The organism is Xanthobacter agilis (assembly GCF_021730435.1).
Taxonomy (GTDB): domain Bacteria; phylum Pseudomonadota; class Alphaproteobacteria; order Rhizobiales; family Xanthobacteraceae; genus Xanthobacter; species Xanthobacter agilis.
The window spans coordinates 15,633-38,421 of the sequence record NZ_JABWGX010000012.1 but is presented as its reverse complement, the minus strand read 5'-3'; the positions used below and the strand labels follow the sequence as shown (position 1 = coordinate 38,421).

Annotated in this window: 17 protein-coding genes; 11 read left to right on the top strand and 6 right to left on the bottom strand. The window is 69.8% G+C overall.

Features of this window, described 5'->3' with window-relative positions:
• Nucleotides 1-256: 256 nt before the first annotated feature.
• Nucleotides 257-700 (top strand): nucleoside deaminase, encoded by a 444-nt coding sequence (locus tag HUW53_RS10400; RefSeq protein ID WP_237345692.1) that lies wholly within the window; start codon nucleotides 257-259, stop codon nucleotides 698-700.
• A gap of 64 nt (nucleotides 701-764) precedes the next feature.
• On the opposite strand, the gene HUW53_RS10395 is transcribed toward HUW53_RS10400, so the two are convergent.
• Nucleotides 765-1,760, bottom strand: coding sequence for an NAD(P)H-dependent flavin oxidoreductase (locus HUW53_RS10395; protein WP_237345691.1), 996 nt, complete (start codon nucleotides 1,758-1,760; stop codon nucleotides 765-767).
• 392 nt (nucleotides 1,761-2,152) lie between these two features.
• Between HUW53_RS10395 and HUW53_RS10390 the strand changes: the two genes are divergently transcribed.
• The 5 genes from HUW53_RS10390 (at nucleotide 2,153) to HUW53_RS10370 (ending at nucleotide 10,930) form a co-directional block, all read left to right on the top strand.
• Nucleotides 2,153-3,889: a mechanosensitive ion channel family protein gene (locus HUW53_RS10390; RefSeq protein ID WP_237345690.1), complete on the top strand. Its 1,737-nt coding sequence runs from the start codon at nucleotides 2,153-2,155 to the stop codon at nucleotides 3,887-3,889.
• A gap of 91 nt (nucleotides 3,890-3,980) precedes the next feature.
• Complete coding sequence (locus HUW53_RS10385; RefSeq protein WP_237345689.1) at nucleotides 3,981-5,096, top strand: ImuA family protein; 1,116 nt, start codon at nucleotides 3,981-3,983, stop codon at nucleotides 5,094-5,096.
• Nucleotides 5,008-7,002 carry a Y-family DNA polymerase gene (locus tag HUW53_RS10380; RefSeq protein WP_237345688.1) on the top strand — a complete coding sequence of 665 codons (1,995 nt, stop codon included), beginning with the start codon at nucleotides 5,008-5,010 and terminating at the stop codon, nucleotides 7,000-7,002. Before HUW53_RS10385 ends, HUW53_RS10380 begins: the two co-directional genes overlap by 89 nt.
• A 5-nt stretch (nucleotides 7,003-7,007) precedes the next feature.
• Nucleotides 7,008-10,406 carry an error-prone DNA polymerase gene (locus HUW53_RS10375; RefSeq protein WP_237345687.1) on the top strand — a complete coding sequence of 1,133 codons (3,399 nt, stop codon included), beginning with the start codon at nucleotides 7,008-7,010 and terminating at the stop codon, nucleotides 10,404-10,406.
• 194 nt (nucleotides 10,407-10,600) lie between these two features.
• Entirely contained in the window at nucleotides 10,601-10,930 is a 330-nt protein-coding gene (locus HUW53_RS10370) for a DMT family transporter (RefSeq protein ID WP_237345686.1), read from the top strand.
• Between the two features lie 183 nt (nucleotides 10,931-11,113).
• Here HUW53_RS10370 and HUW53_RS10365 read toward each other — a convergent pair whose 3' ends face one another.
• Both HUW53_RS10365 and HUW53_RS10360 read right to left on the bottom strand, forming a co-directional pair.
• Nucleotides 11,114-11,740 (bottom strand): GNAT family N-acetyltransferase, encoded by a 627-nt coding sequence (locus HUW53_RS10365; RefSeq protein ID WP_237345685.1) that lies wholly within the window; start codon nucleotides 11,738-11,740, stop codon nucleotides 11,114-11,116.
• Nucleotides 11,741-11,975: 235 nt separating this feature from the next.
• On the bottom strand, nucleotides 11,976-13,253 hold the full coding sequence (locus HUW53_RS10360) for a glycerate kinase type-2 family protein (protein ID WP_237345684.1): 1,278 nt from the start codon (nucleotides 13,251-13,253) through the stop codon (nucleotides 11,976-11,978).
• 156 nt (nucleotides 13,254-13,409) lie between these two features.
• On the opposite strand from HUW53_RS10360, the gene HUW53_RS10355 reads away from it, so the two are divergent.
• From HUW53_RS10355 to clcA, 4 genes are all read left to right on the top strand, one after another.
• Nucleotides 13,410-14,351, top strand: coding sequence for a TAXI family TRAP transporter solute-binding subunit (locus HUW53_RS10355; protein ID WP_237345683.1), 942 nt, complete (start codon nucleotides 13,410-13,412; stop codon nucleotides 14,349-14,351).
• A 251-nt stretch (nucleotides 14,352-14,602) separates the two neighbouring features.
• Nucleotides 14,603-16,732 carry a TRAP transporter permease gene (locus tag HUW53_RS10350; RefSeq protein ID WP_237345682.1) on the top strand — a complete coding sequence of 710 codons (2,130 nt, stop codon included), beginning with the start codon at nucleotides 14,603-14,605 and terminating at the stop codon, nucleotides 16,730-16,732.
• Between the two features lie 14 nt (nucleotides 16,733-16,746).
• Entirely contained in the window at nucleotides 16,747-17,130 is a 384-nt protein-coding gene (locus tag HUW53_RS10345; RefSeq protein ID WP_237345681.1) for a DUF1850 domain-containing protein, read from the top strand.
• A gap of 108 nt (nucleotides 17,131-17,238) precedes the next feature.
• Nucleotides 17,239-18,615 carry a H(+)/Cl(-) exchange transporter ClcA gene (clcA, locus tag HUW53_RS10340; RefSeq protein ID WP_237345680.1) on the top strand — a complete coding sequence of 459 codons (1,377 nt, stop codon included), beginning with the start codon at nucleotides 17,239-17,241 and terminating at the stop codon, nucleotides 18,613-18,615.
• A 60-nt stretch (nucleotides 18,616-18,675) separates the two neighbouring features.
• Here the strand turns inward: clcA and HUW53_RS10335 are convergent, their stop codons facing one another.
• Together HUW53_RS10335 and HUW53_RS10330 are read right to left on the bottom strand one after the other, a co-directional pair.
• Entirely contained in the window at nucleotides 18,676-19,485 is an 810-nt protein-coding gene (locus HUW53_RS10335; RefSeq protein WP_237345679.1) for a ChbG/HpnK family deacetylase, read from the bottom strand.
• On the bottom strand, nucleotides 19,482-20,504 hold the full coding sequence (locus HUW53_RS10330) for a glycosyltransferase family 2 protein (protein WP_237345678.1): 1,023 nt from the start codon (nucleotides 20,502-20,504) through the stop codon (nucleotides 19,482-19,484). The genes HUW53_RS10335 and HUW53_RS10330 overlap by 4 nt, the downstream gene beginning before the upstream one ends.
• Nucleotides 20,505-20,875: 371 nt before the next feature.
• On the opposite strand from HUW53_RS10330, the gene HUW53_RS10325 reads away from it, so the two are divergent.
• The gene (locus HUW53_RS10325; protein WP_237345677.1) at nucleotides 20,876-21,709 is read left to right on the top strand and encodes a universal stress protein; all 834 of its coding nucleotides are present in this window, start codon (nucleotides 20,876-20,878) and stop codon (nucleotides 21,707-21,709) included.
• A gap of 291 nt (nucleotides 21,710-22,000) precedes the next feature.
• Here the strand turns inward: HUW53_RS10325 and HUW53_RS10320 are convergent, their stop codons facing one another.
• On the bottom strand, nucleotides 22,001-22,786 hold the full coding sequence (locus HUW53_RS10320) for an ABC transporter ATP-binding protein (protein WP_237345676.1): 786 nt from the start codon (nucleotides 22,784-22,786) through the stop codon (nucleotides 22,001-22,003).
• Nucleotides 22,787-22,789: the final 3 nt, after the last annotated feature.

Here is a 22,789-nt window from a genome sequence, read left to right as displayed (position 1 = left end):
CCAAGCCCTGTCGAACGGACACCCTGCATTTGATGTTTGAGACGGGTGGCGGCTTGTTCCCGGGCCGCGTGCGGCCTGGGACTGGTCGTGCCGGCTCTAGCACACCAAGAGTGGCGGAGCGAGCGTTCGGGCTTCTTTTCGCGTTTCGTTGAAGCACAAGAGTGTGCCAGTTATTTGTTCATCGCATTTTCTGGGCGCGAGACTGGGCCGGCTTCGCGTGGAAATGCTCATCGGGCCGGGGCGCCACAGGACGGATATGTCGGGAACATTCATGCAGATGGCGCTCAACGAGGCGCGGGCGGCGGCCGAGCGGGGCGAGGTGCCGGTGGGCGCGGTCCTGGTGCGGGGCACCGAGGTGCTCGCCCGCGACGGCAATCGCACGCGCGAGCTGAACGATCCGACCGCCCATGCGGAGATGCTGGTGATCCGGGCGGCGGGGGCGCGGCTGAAGTCCGAGCGGCTGGTGAATTGCGATCTTTATGTGACGTTGGAGCCCTGCGCCATGTGCGCGGGCGCGGCCTCCTTCGCGCGGCTGCGGCGCATCTATTTCGGCGCCTCCGATCCCAAGGGCGGGGCGGTGGAGAACGGTCCGCGCTTCTTCTCCCAACCCACCTGCCACCACGCGCCCGAGGTCTATGGCGGCATCGCCGAGCGCCAGGCGGCGGAGGTGCTGCGGAACTTCTTCCAAGACCGGCGCTGACAAGACCGGCGCTGACCGGACCGGCGCCGGCCGCCGATCCGGAGCCTTATGATGGCCGGTTCCGTCAGGACGCCGTGGCCACCATCCGGGGATGGCGCCGCGCGGTGGCGCGGGCCGCGGCGGCGGCGAGGGCGGCGTCATATTCGCGCGCGAGGCGGGCGCACAGCTCGGCGGCCGGCGGAATGTCGGTGATGGCGCCGACCCCGTGCCCGGCGGACCAGACGTCCCGCCACGCCTTGGCCTCGTTGGCCATGTCGAGGCCGCCGTGGGGCTTCAGCTTGGCCGGGTCAAGCCCGGCGCGGATGAGGGACGGCTTCAGGAAATTGGCGTTCACGCCGGAGATGGCGTCGGTATAGAGGACATCGGCGGCGCTGGCGGTGAGCATCATGTCCTTGAACGCCTGAGGGGCGAGGCTCTCCTGCGTGGCGATGAAGCGGCTGCCGAGATAGGCGAGGTCCGCGCCCATCACCTGCGCGGCGGCGATGTGGGCGCCGGTGGAGATGGCGCCCGAGAGCACCAAGGTCCCGCTGAAGACGCGGCGGATCTCGCCGATGAGCGCGAACGGGCTCAAGGTGCCCGCATGGCCGCCGGCCCCCGCGCACACGGCGATGATGCCGTCCACCCCCGCCTCCATGGCCTTCTCGGCGTGGCGGCGGCTGATGACGTCGTGAAACACGAGGCCGCCATAGGCGTGCACCGCCTCCACCACCTCGCGCACCGCCCCGAGGGAGGTGATGACAAGCGGTACCTTCTTCTGCACGGTCACGGCCAGGTCCGCCTGCAGGCGGGTGTTGGTCTTGTGCACGATGAGGTTGACGCCGAACGGCGCGGCCCCGGCGTGAGCGGCAGTGCGGGCCGAGATCTCGTCGATCCAGGCGCCGTAGAGATCGCTTGAGCGCGCGTTGAGGGCGGGAAAGGTGCCGAGAATGCCGCCGCGGCAGGTTTCCGCCACGAGGTCCGGTCCCGACACCAGGAACATGGGCGCGGCGATGGCGGGCACCGCAAGGCGCCCTTCGAGGACGGGGGGGAGGGCCGATATCGGGGGTGTGGTCTGGGTCATGGCGTTCCTCCTGCCGCCGCGCGGCGGTGCATGTGGATCGGAGGCGGCGGTCTCGGCGCCGCTTTGCGCGTGGCCCTGGGAGGGCGTGTCGCGGTCGGGATCATGAGGTTGACCTATAGGTGAAGTCCCTGTCAATTCCGTCCACTTGGCTGGTGCGCCGCAAGGTCTGGGCGCGCCTCGGCTCCCAGCGTTTCTTTCGGCGCGGGCGCAGTTCAAAAGATGCGGATGGGCCTGCATTTTGGTAAGCCCTCGGGCGGGATCGCTCAGGCTGTCGTGGGCGCGCTGGAGGGGATCGAAATGGCTGGAGCGCGCACGTGATTCGAGCCGGAGCATGTTCGGGTGGGTCGCGCGCCGGTTGGCGGGCATGCGCGGCTGGCGGCTGGGCGTGGCTGTTGGGCTTTGCCTGGGTGCTGGTCGCCGGGCTCGCGCTGGCGGGTCCGGCGGTGGCGCAGGCTTCTCCTGAGCCCACAAGCCCCCTCGATCCGCTGGAGACATCGAGCCCGAGCGCGACCTACCAGTCGTTTTTGCGGCAAAGCCATCGCCTCCAGCAGAAATATCTTGAATACGCCGCCCACAAGACGCGCGCGGGAGAGGTGGAGCTGGCCGCCATCATCCTGCGGACCCATCGCCTTTTGGAGCTGGAGCCGCTGCCGCCGGCGATCCGCGACAAGGTCGCGAGCGCGGCCATCACCTATCTCGTGGACATCCTCAACCGCCTGCCCGAGGTGCCTGCGGCCGATATTCCCGGCGCGCCGGGGCGGGACTGGGGAAAGCTGCCGGCGAAATGGAACATCCCAGGAACGGACATCCAGATCGCCCAGGTGGAGAAGGGCCTGCGCGCCGGCGAATATCTGTTCACCGCCGACAGCCTGGAGGATTTGCCGAAAGACTATGCCCTGATCGTCGACCAGCCGCTGCTCCGCCCGGCGGTCTTCGACAGCTGGCACCGGGTGCAGGTGAACTTCACGGGGCCGCTTTTCCCCAACGGCCTCCAGGAGAGGTTGCCGATCGAGGCGTCGTATCTGATCCTCGACACGCCTGTGTGGAAGGTCATGCTCTCGGTGGTGTTGGTGCTGGCGGTGGTCGTCATCGCCGCGTGGTGGGCGCGGCTGGCGCGGCGGGCCGGGCGCGGCGGCAGCCGGGTGCGGCAGTTGGGGTGGCGCCTGTCGTCCCCGCTGCTGTTGATCGTGCTTTATGTCATGGCTGTCGTTTTCATCCGCGCGCAGCTCCACCTTTCAGGGCTCTTTTCGATCGGCGAGAGCTTCTTCTCCAGCATCGTGCTGTATGGCGCTGGGGCATGGCTGGTCTGGAACCTCTGCTTCTTCGTGGCGGAAGCGGTGATCGCCTCCCCGCGTATTCCGGACAACAGCTATGATGCCCATCTGTTGCGCTTGGCCGCGCGTCTGGGCGGCGTGCTGGCGGTGTGCGCGGTTCTGCTCTATGGCGCGAACAATATCGGTATTCCGGCCCTGGGGCTGGTGGCGGGGCTCGGGGTGGGCGGCATCGCCGTCGCCTTGGCGTCCCAATCCACTTTGGAAAACCTGATCGGCGGCCTCTCCATCTTCGCGGATCGGCCGTTCCGGATCGGCGATGCCATCCGCTTCGAGGGCCAGTTGGCCCATGTGGAGGCCATCGGCCCGCGCTCCTGCCGCATCCGTGCCCTGGACGGCACCTTGATTTCGGTGCCCAACGGCGATCTTGCCAAGCGGCACATCATCAATGTGTCGATGCGTCACAAATGCCTGTTCCTGCATGAGATCGGCCTGCGCTACGAGACCTCGCCCGAACAGCTCCAGTGGCTGCTGGGGGAAGTGCGCGGGCTCCTGTCCGCCCATCCGATGATCGAGCAGACCCCCGGCCGGCTGTGGGTGGCGATGACCGGCTTCGGTGACAGCGCCCTCACCGTCGAGATCCGGGCCCATGTCCTGACCTCCGACTTCGCGGAATTCCTGGTCATCCAGGAGCGCTTGCTCATGGATATCATGCGCGTGGTGCATGCCGCGGGAACCGGCTTCGCCTTTCCGAGCCGGACCGCCTACCTCGCCCGCGACACTGGCATCGATATCGAGGTGCAGGAACGGCTCGTCAGGGAGATGGGCGCGGGGACCCAGGAGGCGGAGCGCGCTTGAGGGGAGGCCCTTCCGGTGGAGGGCCTTGACTCATCCCCTCGGTTCCGGAATCTATCTGGAACAAACAGGGAACAAAAGCGGATGAACCGTCATGTCCTCTCCGCATGCACCCCGCACCGCGTCCGATCTCACACGGCTGCGCGACATCATTGCCACCATCGAGAACGGCGGCGCGCCACCTGTCTTCGAGGCCGCGCCGCCCGCTGATGCCGGCCCGGCTCCGTTCTCCGGGGCGCTCGCGGGGGACGGGTCCACCCCGCCCCTCCGATCCCGCGCGGCAGCGGGTGGGCGAGGCACGGGCACGCCCGCAGGAGGGGGCGGCCCCTTTTCCCCCATCGCCGGGGCCGTCGCGGTAGGGGGAACGGTCGAGGCGATGGCACGGGCCTTGGCGCCGGGCGGGGCCGGACAGTCCCCGAATGCCGCCTTCGCTGGCGCCGCCGGGCGGCGCAACTGGGACCGCGGGGCGCGCACGCCGCAGCCTCTCCCGCTCGGCGCGCCGGATGTGGATGCGGCCCTCGGTGGTGGCCTCCGGTGCGGGGCGCTGCATGAGGCGGCGGGCGCGCCGGGGGATGAGGGCGCGCTCAGCGCCTTCGCTTTGGGCCTTGCCGCACGGGCTGCGATACGGCTGCGGCGGCCGGTGCTGCTGGTGCGGCAGGACATGGCGGAATGGGAGGCGGGTCGCCTCCACGGGCCGGGGCTGGCGGCGCTCGGCCTGCCGCCGGAGGCGCTGCTGCTGGTGCGGGTGCGCAAGCCGCAGGATGTGCTGTTCGTGATGGAGGAGGGGTTGAAATGCGCCGGCCTGTCGGTGGTCCTGGGGGAGTTCCTGTCGCCGGTGCCCGAGGTGCTGACCGCCACGCGGCGTCTTGCCCTTGCCGTTCGCGGCTCCGACCGGCTGGGCCTGATGCTGCGCCACAAGGCGGACCCTTCGCCCTCAGCCGCGCTCACCCGCTGGCGGATCTCGACGCTGCCGAGCCCGGCGCTGGACGGGTTCGGCGGCCTCGGCGCGCCGCGTTTCACCGCTCGCCTCACGCGCAACCGTTTGGGTCCCGTCGGCGCGTGGCCGCTGCTGTTCCGCGACGGCCTGTTCCAGCCGGCGCCGGACGGGGAGGACAACACGCATGAACACGACCGCGCCGGACCGGCGCTATCTCAGTCTCGTTCTGCCCTTTCTCGCCACGGATCTCGTCGCCCGGCGGATGTCGCCTGAGGCGCGCGCGCGCCCTCATGCGGTGGTGGCGATGGAAAAGGGGGCCTTGCGGCTCGCCGCCGTCAACGCGGCCGCGCTGGCGCTCGGCCTTGCTCCGGGCCTCGGCATGGCTGATGCGCGGGCGCGCCATCCCGCGTTGGAGGTGAGCGAGGCGGCGCCGGAGGCGGTGGCGCGGATGCTGGCGCAGATCGCCGACGCCTGCGAGCGCTATACGCCCCTCGTCTCCCTCGACGGTCTGGATGGTCTGGTGCTCGATGTCACCGGCTGCGCCCATCTGTTCGGCGGCGAAGCGGGGCTGGTGCGTGATCTCCTGCGCCGGGTGGCGGCCGGGGGCTTTTCGGGACGGGCGGCGCTGGCCGCCACCAGCGGCGCGGCCTTCGCCCTCGCCCGCTTCGCCGCCGGCCGGGGCGGGGCGGTGGTGCCGGCGGAAGAGGATCTGGCCGCGCTCCTCGCACCCCTGCCGCTTGACGCCCTGCGGCTCGACGGGCCGGCGGTGGAGGCGCTGGCGCGGCTCGGCTTCCGGCGGGTGGGGGACCTCTACGGCAAGCCGCGCGCGCCGCTCGCCGCCCGCTTTGGCACGGGGCTGCTGCGGCGGCTCGACGCGGCCCTGGGCCACGCGCCCACGGCGGTGGACTATCGCTTTCCCCCGCCGGTCTTCTGCGCCGAGCGCGCACTGCCCGAGCCGGTGGAGCGGGTGGAGGATGTGCTGGGCCTTATCGCCCATCTCGCGGAAACCCTCGCCGGCGCGCTGGAGCGGCAGGGCATGGGCGCCCGCCGGCTCGATCTGGCCCTGTTCCGGGTGGATGGCCGGGTGACGCGCCTCGCCATCGGCACCAGCCGGCCGCTGCGGGACCCCCAGGTGGTGCGCCGCCTGTTCGCGGAGAAGGTGGCGACCGTGTCGAGCCTTGATCCGGGCTTCGGCTTCGAGCTGGTGCGCCTTGCGGTGCGCGAGGCGGCGCCGTTCGCCCTCGTCCAGGAGGGGCTTGGCGTGGGCGACGACGGGGCGCGCGCCCTCGACGCCCTGGTGGATCGGCTCACCGTTCGTTTCGGCTCGGAGCGGGTGCAGCGTCTCGCGCTGGCGGACCACCACCTGCCGGAAGAGGCCAGTCTCCATGTGCCGGCCCAGGGGGGCTGCGGCTGGGCCGCGGCCGGGCAGGCGCTGGAGACGCAGGCCTCGGAACTGCGGGCCTCGGAACTGCGGGCGGGGATGGGGAGCCCGCCCGGATCGTCCGGGGAATGGTCGGATCCCGCTTCCGCATTCCCGCCGGTGTCCCTCGCGTCCCGTCCCTCTCCTCCCGCTTCGGCGGGGCGTGTCGTGGCGGCGGAATTGGTCGCGGCGGGGCCGTGGGCGCGCCGGGAGCAGCCGGCGCCGGCGTCCACCCCGGACGAGGCCCTTTCCGGCCCGCGGGGGAGGGGGGCGGCCGCCGGGGGCGGGACGGCACACGACGCCGGGTCGGAGAACCGGACGGTGTATCGCCTTTCGTCCGGGCGGCGTGGGCCTGCCGCCACGGGGGACGCCGCCACGGGGGATGTTTCCGCGCGAGGGGAGGGGGGAGAGGCCGGATGGAGCACGTCTCTTCCGCTTGCCGGCGATGCGCCCGATCTCGCCGGTCCGGCCCGGCCGTTGCGCCTTCTGGAGCCTCCCGAGCCGGTGGAGGCGGTGGCCGAGGTTCCCGATGGCCCGCCCATCCGCTTCCGCTGGCGTCGGGTGATCCATACCGTGGTGCGGGCGGAGGGGCCGGAGCGGATCGCCGCCCCCTGGTGGCGCACGGCCGCCGATTTGCCCACCCGTGACTATTTCCGGGTGGAGACCGGCACCGGGCATCGCTTCTGGCTGTTTCGCGCCGGCCTCTACGGCAGCGGGGCGGAGGCGCCGGCCTGGTTCATCCACGGCCTGTTCGGGTGAACGCCATGGACCCGATGCCCACGGCCCCATCCCCGGAAGGCGCAGCGCCTCTGCCCCTGTCGTCGCGGCGGCCCGCCCGCCCGGCGCCGCGCGGACCCGAGCCGCCGCCACCGTTCGTGGAGCTGGCCGTCACCACCAATTTCTCGTTCCTGCGCGGTGGCTCCCATCCGGAGGAATATGTGGCGGCGGCGGAGGCGCTAGGCCATCGCGGCATCGGCATCGCCGATCGCAACACCCTCGCCGGCGTGGTGCGGGCCCATGCCAAGGCCCGGGCCCAGGGCTTCCCGCTGGCGGTGGGGGCGCGGCTCGCCTTCGCCGACGGCACCCCCGACATCCTGGCCTATCCCCAGGACCGCGCCGCCTATGGCCGCCTGTGCCGCCTGCTCACCACCGGCAATATGCGGGCTGAGAAGGGCGATTGCATCCTCACCCGCGACGACCTTCTGGACTGGGCGGAGGGCCTGAGCCTGGCGGTGATGCCGCCGCGTCGCCTGCCGGCGGGGTTCCTGCCCTTCCTCGCCGGCCTGAAGGAGGCGGCGCCCGGCCACTTGTGGCTCGCCGCGCCGCTCACCTTCCAGGGTGACGACGCCCGCCGTATCGCCCGGCTGAAGGCGGCGGGCGCGGCGGCGGGCATTCCGCTGCTCGCCACCCTGGATGTGCTCTACCACGATGCGGATCGGCGTCCCGTGCAGGACGTGCTCACCGCCATCCGCGCCCATGTGAGTCTCGATGCGGCGGGCACGCGCCTTGCCGCCAATGCGGAGCGGCATTTGAAGCCGGCGGCGGAAATGGCCCGTCTCTACCGCGCCCTGCCGGATGCGGTGGAGGAGACCCACGCCTTCTTTTCCGGCCTCGCCTTTTCGCTGGACCACCTGACGCCCAGCTATCCGCGCGAGACGCGCGACGGCTTCGCGAGCCCCCAGGCCGCGCTCGAGGCCCTCGCCTGGGCAGGCGCGCGGCGCCATTATCCGAATGGGGTGCCGGACAAGGTGATCCAGGCCCTCGACCACGAGCTGGACCTCATCGGAAAGCTGGCCTACGCGCCGTATTTCCTGACCGTGCATGACATCGTCGGCTTCGCGCGCGGCGCCGGCATCCTGTGCCAGGGGCGCGGGTCGGCGGCCAATTCGGCGGTCTGCTTCTGCCTCGGCATCACCGATGTGGACCCCATGAAGACCGAGCTTTTGTTCGAGCGCTTCATCTCGGAGGAACGCGGCGAGCCGCCGGACATCGATATCGATTTCGAGCACGAGCGGCGCGGCGAGGTCCTCGCCTTCATCTATCGCCGTTATGGCGCCGCCCATGCCGGGCTCACCGCCACCACCACCACCTATCGCTCGCGCTCGGCGGTGCGGGAGGTGGGCAAGGCGCTGGGCCTCTCGGAGGATCTGGTGGGGGCGCTCGCCGGCTCGGTCTGGGGCTGGTCCTCGGGCGGGGTAAAGGGGGAGGAGGCGCGCCGGCTCGGCCTCGACCCCGACGAGCCCCGGCTCGCCCGCGTGCTGGAGTTGACGAAGGCCCTCATCGGCTTTCCGCGCCATCTCTCCCAGCATGTGGGCGGCATGGTGGTGACCCATGATCGGCTCGACGAGATCGTGCCGCTCACCCGCTCCGCCATGGCGGAGCGGCCCATCATCGAATGGAACAAGGACGACCTCGAAACCATCGGCCTGCTCAAGGTGGACATCCTCGCGCTCGGCATGCTGACCGCGCTGAAGAGGTGCTTCGGCCTGCTCAAGGCGCATTACGGGCTGGAGCTGACGCGCATCGGCGACGTGCCGTCCGATGATGGGCGGGTCTACGCCATGCTGAAGCGGGCGGATTCCATCGGCGTGTTCCAGGTGGAGAGCCGGGCCCAGCAGACCATGCTGCCCCGCCTCAGGCCCGAGCGCTTCGAGGATCTGGTGGTGGAGGTGGCGATCGTGCGGCCCGGTCCCATCCAGGGCGGCATGGTGCATCCCTACCTGCGGCGGCGGCAGGGGATCGAGCCGGTGGCCTATCCCTCCAAGGCCTTGGAGGAGGTTTTGAAATCCACCCTGGGCGTGCCCTTGTTCCAGGAGCAGGCGATGCGGATCGCCATGGTCGGCGCCGGCTTCTCGCCGGGGGAGGCGGATGCGCTGCGGCGCGCCATGGCCACCTTCAAGCGGGTGGGCACGATCCAGACCTTCCACGCCAAGCTCATCGCCGGCATGCTGGGAAACGGCTACACGCGCGACTTTGCCGAGAGCCTGTGGAAGCAGATCGAGGGGTTCGGCTCCTATGGCTTCCCGCGCTCCCATGCGGAGAGCTTCGCCCTGATCGTGTCCTGCTCGGCCTGGCTGAAGTGCCATTATCCGGATGTGTTCGCGGCCGGGCTCATGAATGCATGGCCCATGGGCTTTTATGCCCCCGCCCAATTGGTGCGCGATGCGCGCGAGCATGGGGTGGAGGTGCGCGAAGTGGACGTGAACGCCTCATCCTGGGACCACACGCTGGAACAGGAGGCGGCGCCATCGGAGGCCGGGGACGGGGCCCCCGCCGCCGTGCGCCGCCTCGATCCGCGCCATCGCGACATGGCCGGGGACATCCGCTCCACCCATGCCCTGCGGCTGGGGTTCCGCCAGGTGGAGGGGCTGCGGCGGGAGGAGATGGAGCGCCTCGTGTCGCGGCGCGGGACGGGCTACGATTCCGTGCGCGACGTGTGGCTGCGCACCGGCTTGCCCGTCGCGAGCCTGGAAAAGCTTGCCGACGCGGATGTCTTCCGGTCCCTGGGGTTCGACCGGCGCGCCGCGCTCTGGGCGGTGAAGGGGCTGCGCCGGTCCGGCGACAAGGACGACCTGCCCTTGTTCCGGGCGCCGTCGGTGGCGGACGCGTCGGGCGCGGCGCGGGAGCCCGATGTGGATTTGCCGGTGCTGCCGCCGGGCGCCCAGGTGGTGGCCGATTATCGCCACATGAAGCTGTCCCTGAAGGCCCACCCGCTCGCCTTCCTGCGCGACGTGCTCAAGCAGCGGGGGGTAACGCCCGCCGCCGACCTGCCGCGCCTGCCGAGCGGCCGACGGCTGACCCTCGCGGGGCTGGTGCTGGTGCGCCAGCGGCCGGGTACGGCGAGCGGCGTCATCTTCATGACCGTGGAGGACGAAGCGGCCTGGGCAAATGTCATCGTCTGGCCGCGGGTGTTCGAGACGTTCCGGCCGGAGGTCCTGGGGGCGCGGCTGGTGATGGTGCGCGGCCGGCTCCAGAACGAGCAAAGCGTGATCCATGTGGTGGCCGAGCAGGTGGAGGATTGGAGTTCCCTCCTGGAGCGCCTGGGCGAGGGGGCGCCCCCCGCCGGGGGCCGTACTCTCGGGCTGCCGTCCGCGCCGGTCCGTCCTTCCGCGCCCGGCGACGACCCCGGTTCCGCCATGCCCAGGGGCCGCAATTTTCATTGAGGCCCGCCGGCTCTCCGGAGGTGCGGCCTGAATTTTTCAGGATGGGGATATCTTTTTCGCGGAAAGAAAAATACGCTGAAGCTTCAGATGGACGGGCTGGGGGCTGCTGCGGCGCAGGGGGGCGCCAACGCCGTCTTTCCACCCCTTACGCCGCCCCATGTGCCGCCCCTTAGGCCACCAACAGCCGCACTGCCATGAGCTATCTTTATCTCGCCGTCGCCATCGTGGCCGAAGTGATCGCCACGTCGGCCCTCAAATCCACCGATGGCTTCACCCGGCTCGTGCCCTCCCTGGTGGTGGGTTTCGGCTATGTGGTGGCCTTCTATTGCCTGTCGGTCACCGTGCGGGAGCTGCCGGTGGGGGTGGTCTATGCCATCTGGTCGGCGGTGGGCATCGTGCTGGTGGCCGCCTTCGCGTGGATCTATCTCGGGCAGGCCCTGGATTGGCCCGCGATCGTCGGCCTAGGCCTCATCGTCGTCGGGGTGGTGGTGGTGAACCTGTTTTCCAAGACCGTCGCGCATTGAACCTCGCCGGTTCGCGCTTCGGTCGCCCCCCGCATCGCGCAGGTGCCGCGCGGGCTTGAACACGCTTGCGGCGGCACGCGCCACGGCGGTGGCCCGGTTCCGTTGCGCCGGGCGGTGCGTGAAAAAGGCGGCGCCCGATGGACGCCGCCTTCCGATGATCTTCGACTTGAGGGGGCTCCGGCCTCAGGAGCCGGTGGCCTCCAGCGCGCGCTCGTCATTGGCCGGCATGAACATGTCGAACAGCCGTCCGGTGGCTAGGCGGTGAGCCTGAAGCATGGCGCCCGCCACGCCCTGCGCATCGGCCGCCGCTTCCCGCGCCAGCGACAAGGCGGTGGGGAAGGGCGCCTTCAGTTCCGCCATCACCTCGTCGGTGTCGAAGCTGAGGTCGGCGTCGAACTTGCGGGCGATCTGCTGCATTCGCCGGTTCTGCGCCAGGCAGTTGAGGCACAGGGTGCGGATGCCGCGATTGCGCGCAGCGAGAATGACGCGCTCCAGCAGCAGGGTGCCGAGCCCGTGGTTTTGGAACTCCCGTTCCACGCTGAAGGCGGCCTCGGCCTCTCCGGGCAGAACGTCGCCCATGGGATAAAGCTCCGCCGCGGCCCTGAGCGTGCCGTCAACGAAATAGCCGTGAACGATCGCGCCGGTGCGGAATGCCCGCGCCGCGTATCGCTCGATGAACTCGGCAGACACCGCTGAGCCGAATCTGAAACGCCGGCTCTCCACATCGAGCCTGAGGAGGTGATCCTTGAAGATCTCGGCTTCCCCGGCCCAAAGCTTGCGGATAATCCCCGGTGTGACCTGATCGGTCATGTTGGTCTCCAGACTTGGCGTCTTGAAGCCCCCCGGTTCCTCCAGCTCCGAAACTTAGGTGCAATGCAGCAAAGGTCAAGGGTGCTGACGTTAACCGTCTGGTAAGAACCCGCTTCCCGGTCCCGCCGATGCGGTGCAAACCCTTGGGATTGCTGGTGTCGCTCGCGCCATGCGCTTTGCGCAAGCCCGTTACGATCTGATGACAGGCAAACGCCCATATTCGGCCGTGATCATGTCACGGCCGAAAGCCCCTGTTTCTCTCCTGTACCAATATGGCCCTGAAATCATTGACATTGGTCAATGTGGGGCCGGTCGTCACCAATTGACCCAGGGCGGCGAAGACGCCATGGGCGTCGTGGCGCGCCAAAGCGGCGGCGACGTCCTGTCCCGCGGCGCGCGCCCGCTCCAGGGTCCGCGAATCGCTCCACGCGCCCGCATTGTCCTCGGTTCCGTCGATGCCGTCGGTATCGCAGGCCAGGGCACAGATACCGGGGGCGCCGCCGAGCGCCGCAGTGAGCGCCAGCAGGAATTCCGTGTTGCGCCCGCCGCGCCCGCCGCCCTGTTCGCCGCCCTTGACCGTGACGGTGGTCTCGCCACCGGACAGGAGCACGCATGGCGGGCGGGCCGGCATGCCGTGGGTCGCCGCCGCGCGGGCGATGCCGGCGAAGGCGATGCCCACGTCCCGCGCTTCGCCCTCGATGGCGTCGCCCAGGATCAGCGGGGTGAGGCCCATCGCCCGTGCCCGCGTCGCCGCCGTTTCCAGCGCCATGAGCGGGGTGGCGATGACGTGGACCTCGGACCGGGGCAGCGCCTGGGGCATCCGGTTGGCGCGGATGGCCGCGGCGAGCGCGGGGCTCACGGGGATGAAGTAACGCGCCAGTTCGGCCAGCACGGAATCCGGATCGGTCGCATCCGCCACGGTGGGGCCGGAACCGATGACGGCGGGGTCATCTCCGGGCACATCCGAGATGAGATAGGTCACCACCCGCGCCGGATGGATGGCCGCCGCGAGCCGCCCGCCCTTCACCGCCGACACCGCCTTGCGCACCTTGTTCATGATCGAGATGGGCGCGCCCGAGGTGAGCAGCGCGGCATTGAGGGCTTGCTTGTCGGCCAGGTCGAGCCCCTGCGCCGGTGCCGTCAGCAGCGCCGAGGCGCCGCCCGAGATGAGGCACACCACCAGGTCGTCCGGCCCCGCTTCGCGCGCCAGCTCCAGGATGCGCCGGGTGGCGTCGCGCCCGGCCGCGTCCGGCACCGGATGGGCCGCCTCCACCACCTCGACGAAACGGGTGGGGCAGGCGTGGCCGTAACGGGTGATAACGAGGCCAGCGCACGGGCCCGCCCACGCCTCTTCGAAGGCCCGCGCCATGCGGGCCGCCGCCTTGCCGGCGCCGAGCACCAGGGTACGCCCCTTGGGCGGCGGCGGCAGCCGACCCGCGAACTTGCCGTCCGGCAGGGCTGCGGCCAGCGCCGCTTCGAACAGGGCGAGAAGAATGTCCTTTTCTGCCGTCATAGGATCCTCCCGCCGGGGGCAGATGAGGAGTACCCCACCCCGGCACCGCGTATAAGACTTTAGTTTCAGGTGGGTAAAAGGGGCTGGCCTTTACGGAAAGAGGCGCTAGCCTCACTCTTAATAAAAAATGACCAAGAGTCTGAAGGGAGAACGCTCATGCTCCGTGTCCTCACGGCGGCGCTCGCGTCCGCGCTTATTCTGGCGCCGGTCGCGGCCAAGGCTGAATTCGTCAACGTCCTCACCGGCGGCACCTCCGGGGTCTATTACCCGCTCGGCGTCGCGGTCTCCAAGCTGATCGGCGAGAAGGTGCCCGGCGCGCGCCCCTCGGTGCAGGCCACCAAGGCATCGGTGGAGAATCTCAACCTCATCCAGCAGGGCAAGGGCGAAGTGGCCTTCACCCTGGCCGACAGCCTCGCCGACGGCGCGGCCGGCAAGGAGGAGGCGGGCTTCAAGGCGCCCCTGACCAAGGTGCGGGCGCTCGGCGGCATCTATCCCAACTACATCCAGATCGTGGCCGCCAAGGATTCCGGCATCAAGACCATCGCCGATCTGAAGGGCAAGCGGATCTCGGTGGGTGCTCCGCGCTCCGGCACCGAGCTCAACGCCCGCGCCGTCCTGGGGGCGGCGGGGCTGAAGTATGAAGATCTCGGCAAGATCGAATATCTGCCGTTCGCCGAATCCGTGGAACTAATGAAGAACCGCCAGCTCGATGCCACCTTGCAGTCGGCGGGCCTGGGCGTCGCTTCCATCAAGGACTTGGCCAATTCGGTGCCGATCGTGGTGGTCGAGGTGCCGGCGAGCGTGGTCGGCAAGATCGGCGCGCCTTACCTCTCCACCACCATTCCGGCCGGCACCTACGAGGGCCAGACGGCCGACGTCGCCACCGCGGCGGTGCCCAACTTCCTGGTGACCCGCGCCGACCTCAAGGATGACGAGGTCTACGCCATCACCAAGGCCATCTACGACAATCTGCCGGAACTGGCCGCGGCCCATTCTGCGGCCAAGGGCATCAAGCTGGAAAATGCCATGAAGGGCTCGCCGGTGCCGTTCCATCCGGGCGCCGCGAAATACTTCCAGGAAAAGGGCGTCACGCCCTGAGCCTCGCAGCCGGCGCGGGGACCGAGCCCGTCGCCGGCCGCTGACGTGGGGCGCCGGCCGCGCGCGGCGGCAAGGCGGGTGTGGACCGGCGCCCGATGCGCCGGTTCGCCGCGCCGGATGCCGCGCTTGCGCGAAGCCCGCCAAGCGGTGCCCGCGAAACCGTGCCTGCGGCTCACCCCGGCGCGCTCTTCCGCGCCGGTGCCGACATCTTCCGCATTTCATCGCGCCTGACGCTGCGAGCCTGATCCGCCATGACGCAATCGCTCCATACCCCTGCCACCACCCCGCCGGTGAGCCACGACCTCAAGGACCCCGATCACGGCGCGGCGGTCGTCGTGGATGATGCCTTGCTCGACCTCACATGGGGGCGCGCGGGCTGGGGGCGGGCGGTGTTCTGGATCGCCGTGGCCTTTTCCACCTTCCAGATCATCACCGCCGCCTGGAGCCCGCTGCCGAGCCAGATCGTGCGCTCGGTGCATGTGGGCTTCCTGCTGCTGGTGGTGTTTGCCATTGCCGGAAACCACAAGAGCGGCCTCGGCCAGATGGCGCTTTGGGGGCTCGGAATCCTTTCGTTCGTGGTCGGCCTCTATCACTGGGTGTTCTACTCGGACCTCATCGCCCGCGCCGGAGATCCCTCCACGCTGGACATCGTGGTGGGCACGGTGGCGGTGGCGCTGGTGTTCGAGGGCTCGCGCCGGCTGATGGGCCTGTCGCTGCCCATCATCTGCGCCGGCTTCATTCTCTACGGCCTGTTTGGCCAATATCTGCCGCCGCCGCTCGACCACCGGCCGTTCGACTATGTGCAGGTGGTGGACCAGATGTTCCTTGGCACCGAGGGCATCTACGGCACGCCCACCTATGTGTCGTCATCCTACATCTTCCTGTTCATCCTGTTCGGCGCGTTCCTGGAACGGGCGGGAATGATCCAGCTCTTCAATGATGTGGCCATGGGCACGGTGGGCCATGCGCGCGGCGGGCCGGCCAAGGTGGCGGTCTTCTCCTCGGCGCTCATGGGCACCATCAACGGTTCGGGGGTGGCGAACGTGGTCACTACGGGCCAGTTCACCATTCCGCTCATGAAGAACTTCGGCTATCGCCCGGCGTTTGCCGGCGCGGTGGAGGCCACCGCCTCCATGGGCGGGCAGATCATGCCGCCGGTGATGGGCGCGGTCGCCTTCATCATGGCCGAGACCATCGACGTGCCCTACGCCACCATCGCCACCGCGGCGGTGATCCCGGCCTTCCTCTATTTCTTCACCGTGTTCGCCATGGTCCACCTGGAGGCGGGCAAATACGGCCTCTCCGGCCTGCCCAAGGCGCAGTGCCCCAATGCCTGGCAGGCGCTGAAGAAGCGCTGGTATCTGCTGGCGCCGCTGGCGGTGCTGGTGTGGCTGCTGTTCTCCGGCTACACGCCCCTGTTCGCCGGCACGGTGGGCCTGGCGCTGACCGCCCTCATCGTGTTGGGCACGCCGGTGGCCCGGGTCATCGGCCCCTACGGCTTGCGGGTGCTGTTCTGGATCGTGCTCGGCGTTGCCGCCGCGAGCTTCGTCGAATACGGCATCAACGGCGTGGCGGCGGCGGTCGGGGTGCTGGTCCTGGTGCTGCTGGTCGTGAAGGGCGGACGCGAGACGCTGGCCATCTCCATCGAAAGCATGGCCGACGGCGCCCGCAACGCGCTGCCGGTGGGCATCGCCTGCGCCCTGGTGGGCACCATGATCGGCGTGTTCACCCTGACCGGGGTGGCCACCACCTTCGCCACCTTCGTGGTGGAGGTGGGCAAGAACTCGCTGTTCCTGTCCCTCATCCTGACCATGATCGCCTGCCTTATCCTGGGCATGGGACTGCCGACCATCCCGAACTACATCATCACCGCCTCCATCGCCGGGCCGGCGCTGCTGGCGCTCGGGGTGCCGCTTATCGTCTCGCATATGTTCGTCTTCTATTTCGGCATCATGGCGGACCTGACGCCGCCGGTGGCGCTGGCGGCGTTCGCGGCCGCGCCCATCGCCGGCGCCTCGGGGCAGGCCATCGGCTGGATCGCCACCCGCATCGCCCTCGCCGGCTATGTGGTGCCGTTCATGGCAGTCTATTCGCCGGCCCTGATGCTCCAGGACGGCGACCCCATGGCGGGGGTCATCGGCTTCTGGCCCGCCGTGGTCTATGTGTTCGTCAAGGCGGTGGTCGCGATCCTGCTTTGGGCCGGCACCGCCACCGGCTATCTGCTCTCGCCGCTCAGCGTGCTGGAGCGCATCGCGGCCTTCGCCGCCGCCGCGTTGCTGATCCTTTCCCTGCCGTGGACCGACGAGGCAGGCTTTGCTGCCACGGCGGCCTTCATCGCCTGGCACGTCTGGCGCACCCGCGCCCGGCAGGCGGCGGCCTGAGGGGCGCCGGCGCCATGGGGCTGGTGGCCTGCCTCGCCGCCGGTTCGCACCTGGTGCGGCTTGCCGCCGTCTTCACCCTGGCCTGGACCCATTCGGTGCAGAAAAGCGAGTGGCGCGAGACCTGGCGGGCGACTCCCGCCGGCCTCGTGCTCGACGCGGTCCGCGTGGAAGGCTCCGGCGCCGGCATGGAACCGCCGGACGGGGCGGTGCTGGAGGGCGGCTTCTATGTGGCCCATCCGACCTTGCCGCCACAGGCACAGGTGCTGCTGCGCCGGTCCGGGGCCACCACGGATTGGCGGGTATGCATGGAGGGGCACTGCCGGCCCATGAGAGAACTGCTTCCGACGGATCTTGAACCCGCCGACCTCGACCCGGTGCGCCTCACCACCTGTGAATGACGCTCGGGTACCCTGGTCCATCTTCGTATTCCAATGACCTGCAAAAATGCTCTAAGGGAAGAGAGCGTCCCCCTTTCGGCGGCGCGTCAGCATCACAGATGAGCCGTCATGGGTGAACCCGTCGTCGAAACGCCGCGCGCCATGAGCGATGCCGCTTATTACTTCCTTGCCGTGCTGGTGGGCACGCTGGCGGGGGCGGTCGGCGGGCTGTTCCACATGTTGTCCAGCATGGCGTTGGTGTGGCCGGTGCTGGTCCTGTCCTATTTCGATGGGCCGGAGCGGCTGGGCGTCCTTGCCGCGGTTTCGGCGGTCATGGTGCTGGTGTCGGTGGCGTTGGTGCGGGCCTTCGCACCGGAAGCGGCGGGTTCGGGCGTGCAGGAAATCGAAGGCGCGCTCGAAGGCCAGCGGGAGGTGCGCTGGAAGCGGATACTGCCGGTGAAGTTCGTCGCGGGCGTGCTGTCCCTGGGGTCCGGCCTGGTGCTGGGCCGCGAGGGGCCGACCATCCATATGGGCGCCTCTCTGGCCAAGGCGGTGGGCGACGGCTTCGTGCTCGGCATCCGCGACGGGCGCGGCCTGCTGGCGGCGGGCGGCGCGGCGGGCCTCGCCGCGGCTTTCAACGCGCCGCTGGCGGCGATCCTGTTCGTGATCGAGGAGACGCGCCGGCAGTTTCCCTATGGCCTGCGGACCTATAGCGCGGTCATCATCGCCTCGGTCATGAGCGCCATCGTCACCGAGATCATCGGCGGCAACGGCCCCATGATGGGCCTGGCGACGGAAGAGATGCCGTTCTGGCTGATGCCGGCCTTCGCCGGCCTCGGGGTGGTGCTCGGGGCGCTGGGGGTGGTGTTCAACTGGGCGGTGGTGGCCGGGCTCGAGCTGTCGCGCAAGATCGGCCTCAAGACGTCGCCCTACCTGGTGCCGCTGGTGGTGGGCGCGGCCATCGGCCCGCTCCTGTTCCTGCGCCCGGAGGCGACCACCGGCGGCGAGGCGCTGGCGGTGTCGCTCGCCACCCACCCCTTGCCGCTCCTCACCATGGCGGTGATCGTGGTCACCCGCTTCGTCATGACCATGGCGAGCTATTCCACCGGCGTGCCGGGCGGCATCTTCGCCCCCATCCTGGCCCTTGCCACTTCGGTGGGCGTGCTGTTCGCCATGCTGCTCGATCTGGCCCTGCCGCTGCCTCCCGGGGCGATGGCGGCGTTCGGCGTGGCGGCCATGGGCGGGCTGTTCTCCTCCACCATCCGCGCGCCCTTGGTGGGCATGGTGCTGGTGGCCGAGCTCACGGGCGCCTATGACCTGATGGTCCCGGTCATCATCACCTGCGTCACCGCCAACGTGGTGGCCGAGGGGCTGGGCGGCAAACCCATCTACGAGGTGCTGCTGGAGCGCACCCTGCGCCTCGCCGGCAAGACCCCATCCCCGACGCCGGAAGACGAGCCGATCGGCGGTTGGGACGAGCGCGAGCGCCGCACACCCGACGCCTGATCCCTCCGGTCCCGGTTTCGGCCGGCGCCTTGGAACACGCGGCCGGTCGGGCCCGTATGTTCAGAACAGGCGAACGTCCGTTTCGGCGAGAATCGCGGGCATCAGCGGGCCGTGCAGCACCTCGAATTCCACCTCCCGCTGGTGGGTCACGGGGTCACGCGCGGTCAGCGGGTCGTCCACATGGCCCGGATGGACCATCACCACCGCGCCATCGGGCACCCCTTTCAGGAAGTGGGTGAGCAGCGGCGCGAAATCATGGTCGGCGCCGAAATCGTAGGCCCCGGCGAAGCCGGTGTTGGTGGCAAGGCCGATGCGCGCGGCATCTTGGGCGAAGCCGTGGCCGAAAGCGCCGATGAGGCGCCCCTTCAGGTCCAAGCCGATCAGGGCCGCCGTCGCCGGCTTCACATTGCGCAGCCAGGCACCGGGGGCGTGGCGGCGTGTCGCCTTCAGCACCGCGCCTCGAATGCCGGGCAGCACATGGACATGCTGATGCCCGTCCACATGATCCGGCGGCCGGCCGAAGGCGTCCGCGAAGGCGGTGAACTGGGCGTCGATCTCGGCGGCGATGGCGCGCGCGTCCAGGCGGCCGGTGAAGGCCCTCAGCACAAGTTCGCCCAAGGGCGGCAGGTTGGCGCCGTCGATCCAGGGGGTGAGCGGCGCGGTGCCGCCGGTCAGGGTGATGTGCAGGCCGACGCTGACCTCCTTGTCCGCGACCACGCTTTTCAATTGCCGGGCCTCGTCCGGCAGGCCGGGGAAGATCGTCATCACCGAGGTGGCGTTGATGCGCCGCCCGGCGATCAGCCGGCGGATGGCGGTCGAGACGCCGGGGGCGATGGCATAATCGTCGGCGCAGAGGATGATGTGCTTCACGACGGCGCTCCGGCGACCTTCAAGGGGGGCGCGACCGCTTGCGTTGCCGCATCGGGCGCGGTCTGCGCGTCATGGGCCGTGAGCACATGATCGGCCACGAAATAGACCGGCCGCGCCTTGATCTCGGAGAGGATGCGGGCAACGTACTCGCCCATCAGGCCCATGACGAGAAGCTGGGCGCCGCCCATCACCATGATGCCCACCACCAGCGAGGGATAGCCCGGCAGCGGAATGCCCCAGATGAGCCGTTCCAGCACGATCCAGGCGCCATAGAACAGGGCCAGCCCGGCCAGCCCCGCGCCGCACAGGGCGGCGAGCCGCAGCGGCGCCGGCGAAAACGAGGTGAGCGCCTCCATGGACAAGCCCAGCAGGCGCAGGAAGTTGAACGAGGTGGTGCCGTGGGTGCGGGCGTCCGGCTGGTAGGGCACCGCGATCTGGCGGAAGCCGATCCAGCTCGACAGGCCCTTGAAGAAGCGATTGCGCTCGGGCATCCGGCGCAGGGCGGCGGTGGCGCGGGGCGAGAGGATGCGGAAGTCGGCCGCGTCTTCCGGAATGGTGCTGGACGAGCCGAAATTGAGCAGCCAGTAAAAGCCGCGCACGAAGCTGCGGCGGGCCAGCGGCTCATCGAGGCGGTTCGACTTGACGGCGTAGGCCACGTCATAGCCCTCGTCCTTCCACAGGCGGACGAAGGTGGGGATCATCTCCGGCGGGTGCTGGCCGTCGCCGTCCATGAACAGGAGCGCGTCGCCGCGGGCATGGTCGAGCCCGGCCATGAGCGCCGCCTCCTTGCCGAAGTTGCGCGAGAGCGCCACCACCTGGATGTCGAGCCCGAGCGGTGGGAGCGCGGCGGCGATGTTCGCGCTGCCGTCGCGGCTGCCGTCGTCCACATAGACGACTTCCACGCGCAGCCCGCGCGCCTCGGCCTCGGCTCGCGCGTTGCGGCACAGCCGCTCGTGGAAGACGGGAAGGCCCGCGGCTTCATTGTACACGGGGACGACAATGCTGAGGTCTGGGGTCATGGCTCGGCCAGGGTCGGCGGATGCAACGGGATGAAGAGATCTAATTCCCGCGACGGGGGATGGATACGGATTTTTTCGCATGATGGTGGAACCTGTCTTCCCACCCGGCGTTTTCTTGCCAGCGCGGTCGCGCCCCCCAACAAGACCGCGTAATGGCGCGGCTGTCTTTCCCCCCGAAGGCAGCCGCGCCGCCGCTTCTCTCCCATGACCGACCACTGACGGACCACAGGCGGAACGGCTCGGCGCTGCCGGAAGGAAGCGGCAGCCGGGCCCCTGGGGGCGCCGCGCTTGCGCTATATCAAGACCCGAGACTTTGGGCGAGTTTAGGGTAATGTCGCGACGCTTAAACGGCTGAACGAGGGCCTTCGGTCATGATTCGCGACATATTGGTCAATCTGGCGCAGGGCGTCGAGCGGGACGCGGCCGCGGAATATGCGGCGAGTCTCGCCGTCGAGTTCGGGGCCCATCTTACCGGTCTGTCGGTGGCCTACGAGATCGACGTGCCGCCGTTCTACATGGGGGCCCTGCCCACCGATTTCATCGACGCCCAGGTGCTCGAGAACCAGTCCTCCGCCGAAAAGGCCGCCGCCCGCCTGGAGGACATCGCCAAGTCCGCGGGCGTGCCCCATCAGATCCGCACCCTGTCGGCCTCGCTCGGCGTGGCGGCGAACAGCTTCGCCCACATGGCGCGCCTGTTCGACCTGACGGTGGTGGCCCAGCCCGATCCCGACAAGCCGGGGCCGGAGGAGGTGCTGGCGGAGACCGTCCTGCTCGAATCCGGGCGGGGGGTGCTGATCGTTCCCTATATCCAGGAGAAGCCGTTCTCCGCCGAGCGTGCCGTGGTGGCCTGGGATGGCGGGCGCGCCTCGGCCCGCGCGCTTGCGGAGGCTCTGCCGCTCCTGCACCGCACCAAGGTGGTGGAAGTGTTCCGCGTGGTCTCCGATGGCGCCGATGCCGCCGACGAGGAAGGCCAGGACGTGGCGCGGCACCTGGCCCGTCACAATCTCGACGCCCAGATCCGCCGTCTCCCGGTCAAGAGCGGGGACTCCATCTCCGCCGCCATCCTCAACGAAGTGTCCGACCAGGGCGCCGATCTCGTGGTGATGGGCGGCTATAGCCATTCGCGGCTCCGGGAAATGGTGCTGGGCGGTGTCACCCGTGACATTCTCTCCAGCATGACCGTGCCGGTGCTGATGGCCCATTGATCCTATCGGCGCCGGTCCTTGGCCGGCGCCGCGCCGGGTTGCCCAAGCGCCACCTGTGGATATGACCGAAGGCCCGTGAGTCGAACTCTCGGGCCTTCGGCATGAGTTGCGCGGCCGACGTTCCGTGGCCGGTGTGCTGCAACGGTGGATGGCGCGCCGCCTCGCGGACCGTTTTTCGTTTCCTGCGCTGGTGTGCGTCCTGAGGTCCGGGGCGCAGCGTCGGCTCCGGGTCGCATGTGGGCGCGGAGAGGAACCGGCGCCGACGGCATGGGGCGGGCCAGCGCAATGGCTTCAGTCGCGGGGCGGGATGTCCGGAGCGGCGCGGCGCGTCCAGGGCAGGATAAAGCGCTCGCCGTGGCGTTCGCCGCTCTCCACATGGACGCCATAGGCTGCTTCCAGGCGCGCGGGGGTCATCACCTGCGCCACGGTCCCCGACGCCATGAGGCGCCCGGCGTTGAGCAGGGCCACCCGGTCGCAGAAGCGGGCCGCCAGCGTCAGGTCGTGCAGCACCACGATCACCGTGAGGCCGGCGCGGGCCTGACGGCGCATGAGTTCCATCACATGGAGCTGGTGATAGGGATCGAGCGCCGCCACCGGCTCGTCGGCGAGCAGGGCGCGGCCTTCCACCGCCAGCGCCCGCGCCAGCAGCACCCGCATCTTCTCGCCGCCGGACAGGCTGCCGGCGGGCCGCCCGGCGAAGGCGGCGATATCCGCCGCCGCCATGGCGCGGGCGACCGCGGCGGCGTCCTCGGCCGGGCTGGTGCCGTGGGGCAGGCGGCCAAGGGCGACCACATGCTCGACCTGCATGGGCCAGTGGATGCGCCCGCTTTGGGCCAGATAGGCCAGGCTGCGACCGAGGGCGCGGCGCCCGATCCCGGCGGCGGGCATCCCGTCATAGAGGACGGTCCCGGCGGTGGTCTCCTGCAAGTGGGCGAGCACGCGCAGCAGGGTGGTCTTGCCCGCGCCATTGGGGCCGAGCAGGCCCAGGAGCTCGCCGGGGCGGGCGGTGATGTCCACGCCGTGGAGCACGGTGCGGGCGCCGCGCTCAACCGAAATGCCGCTGGCGGAGATCATCATGGC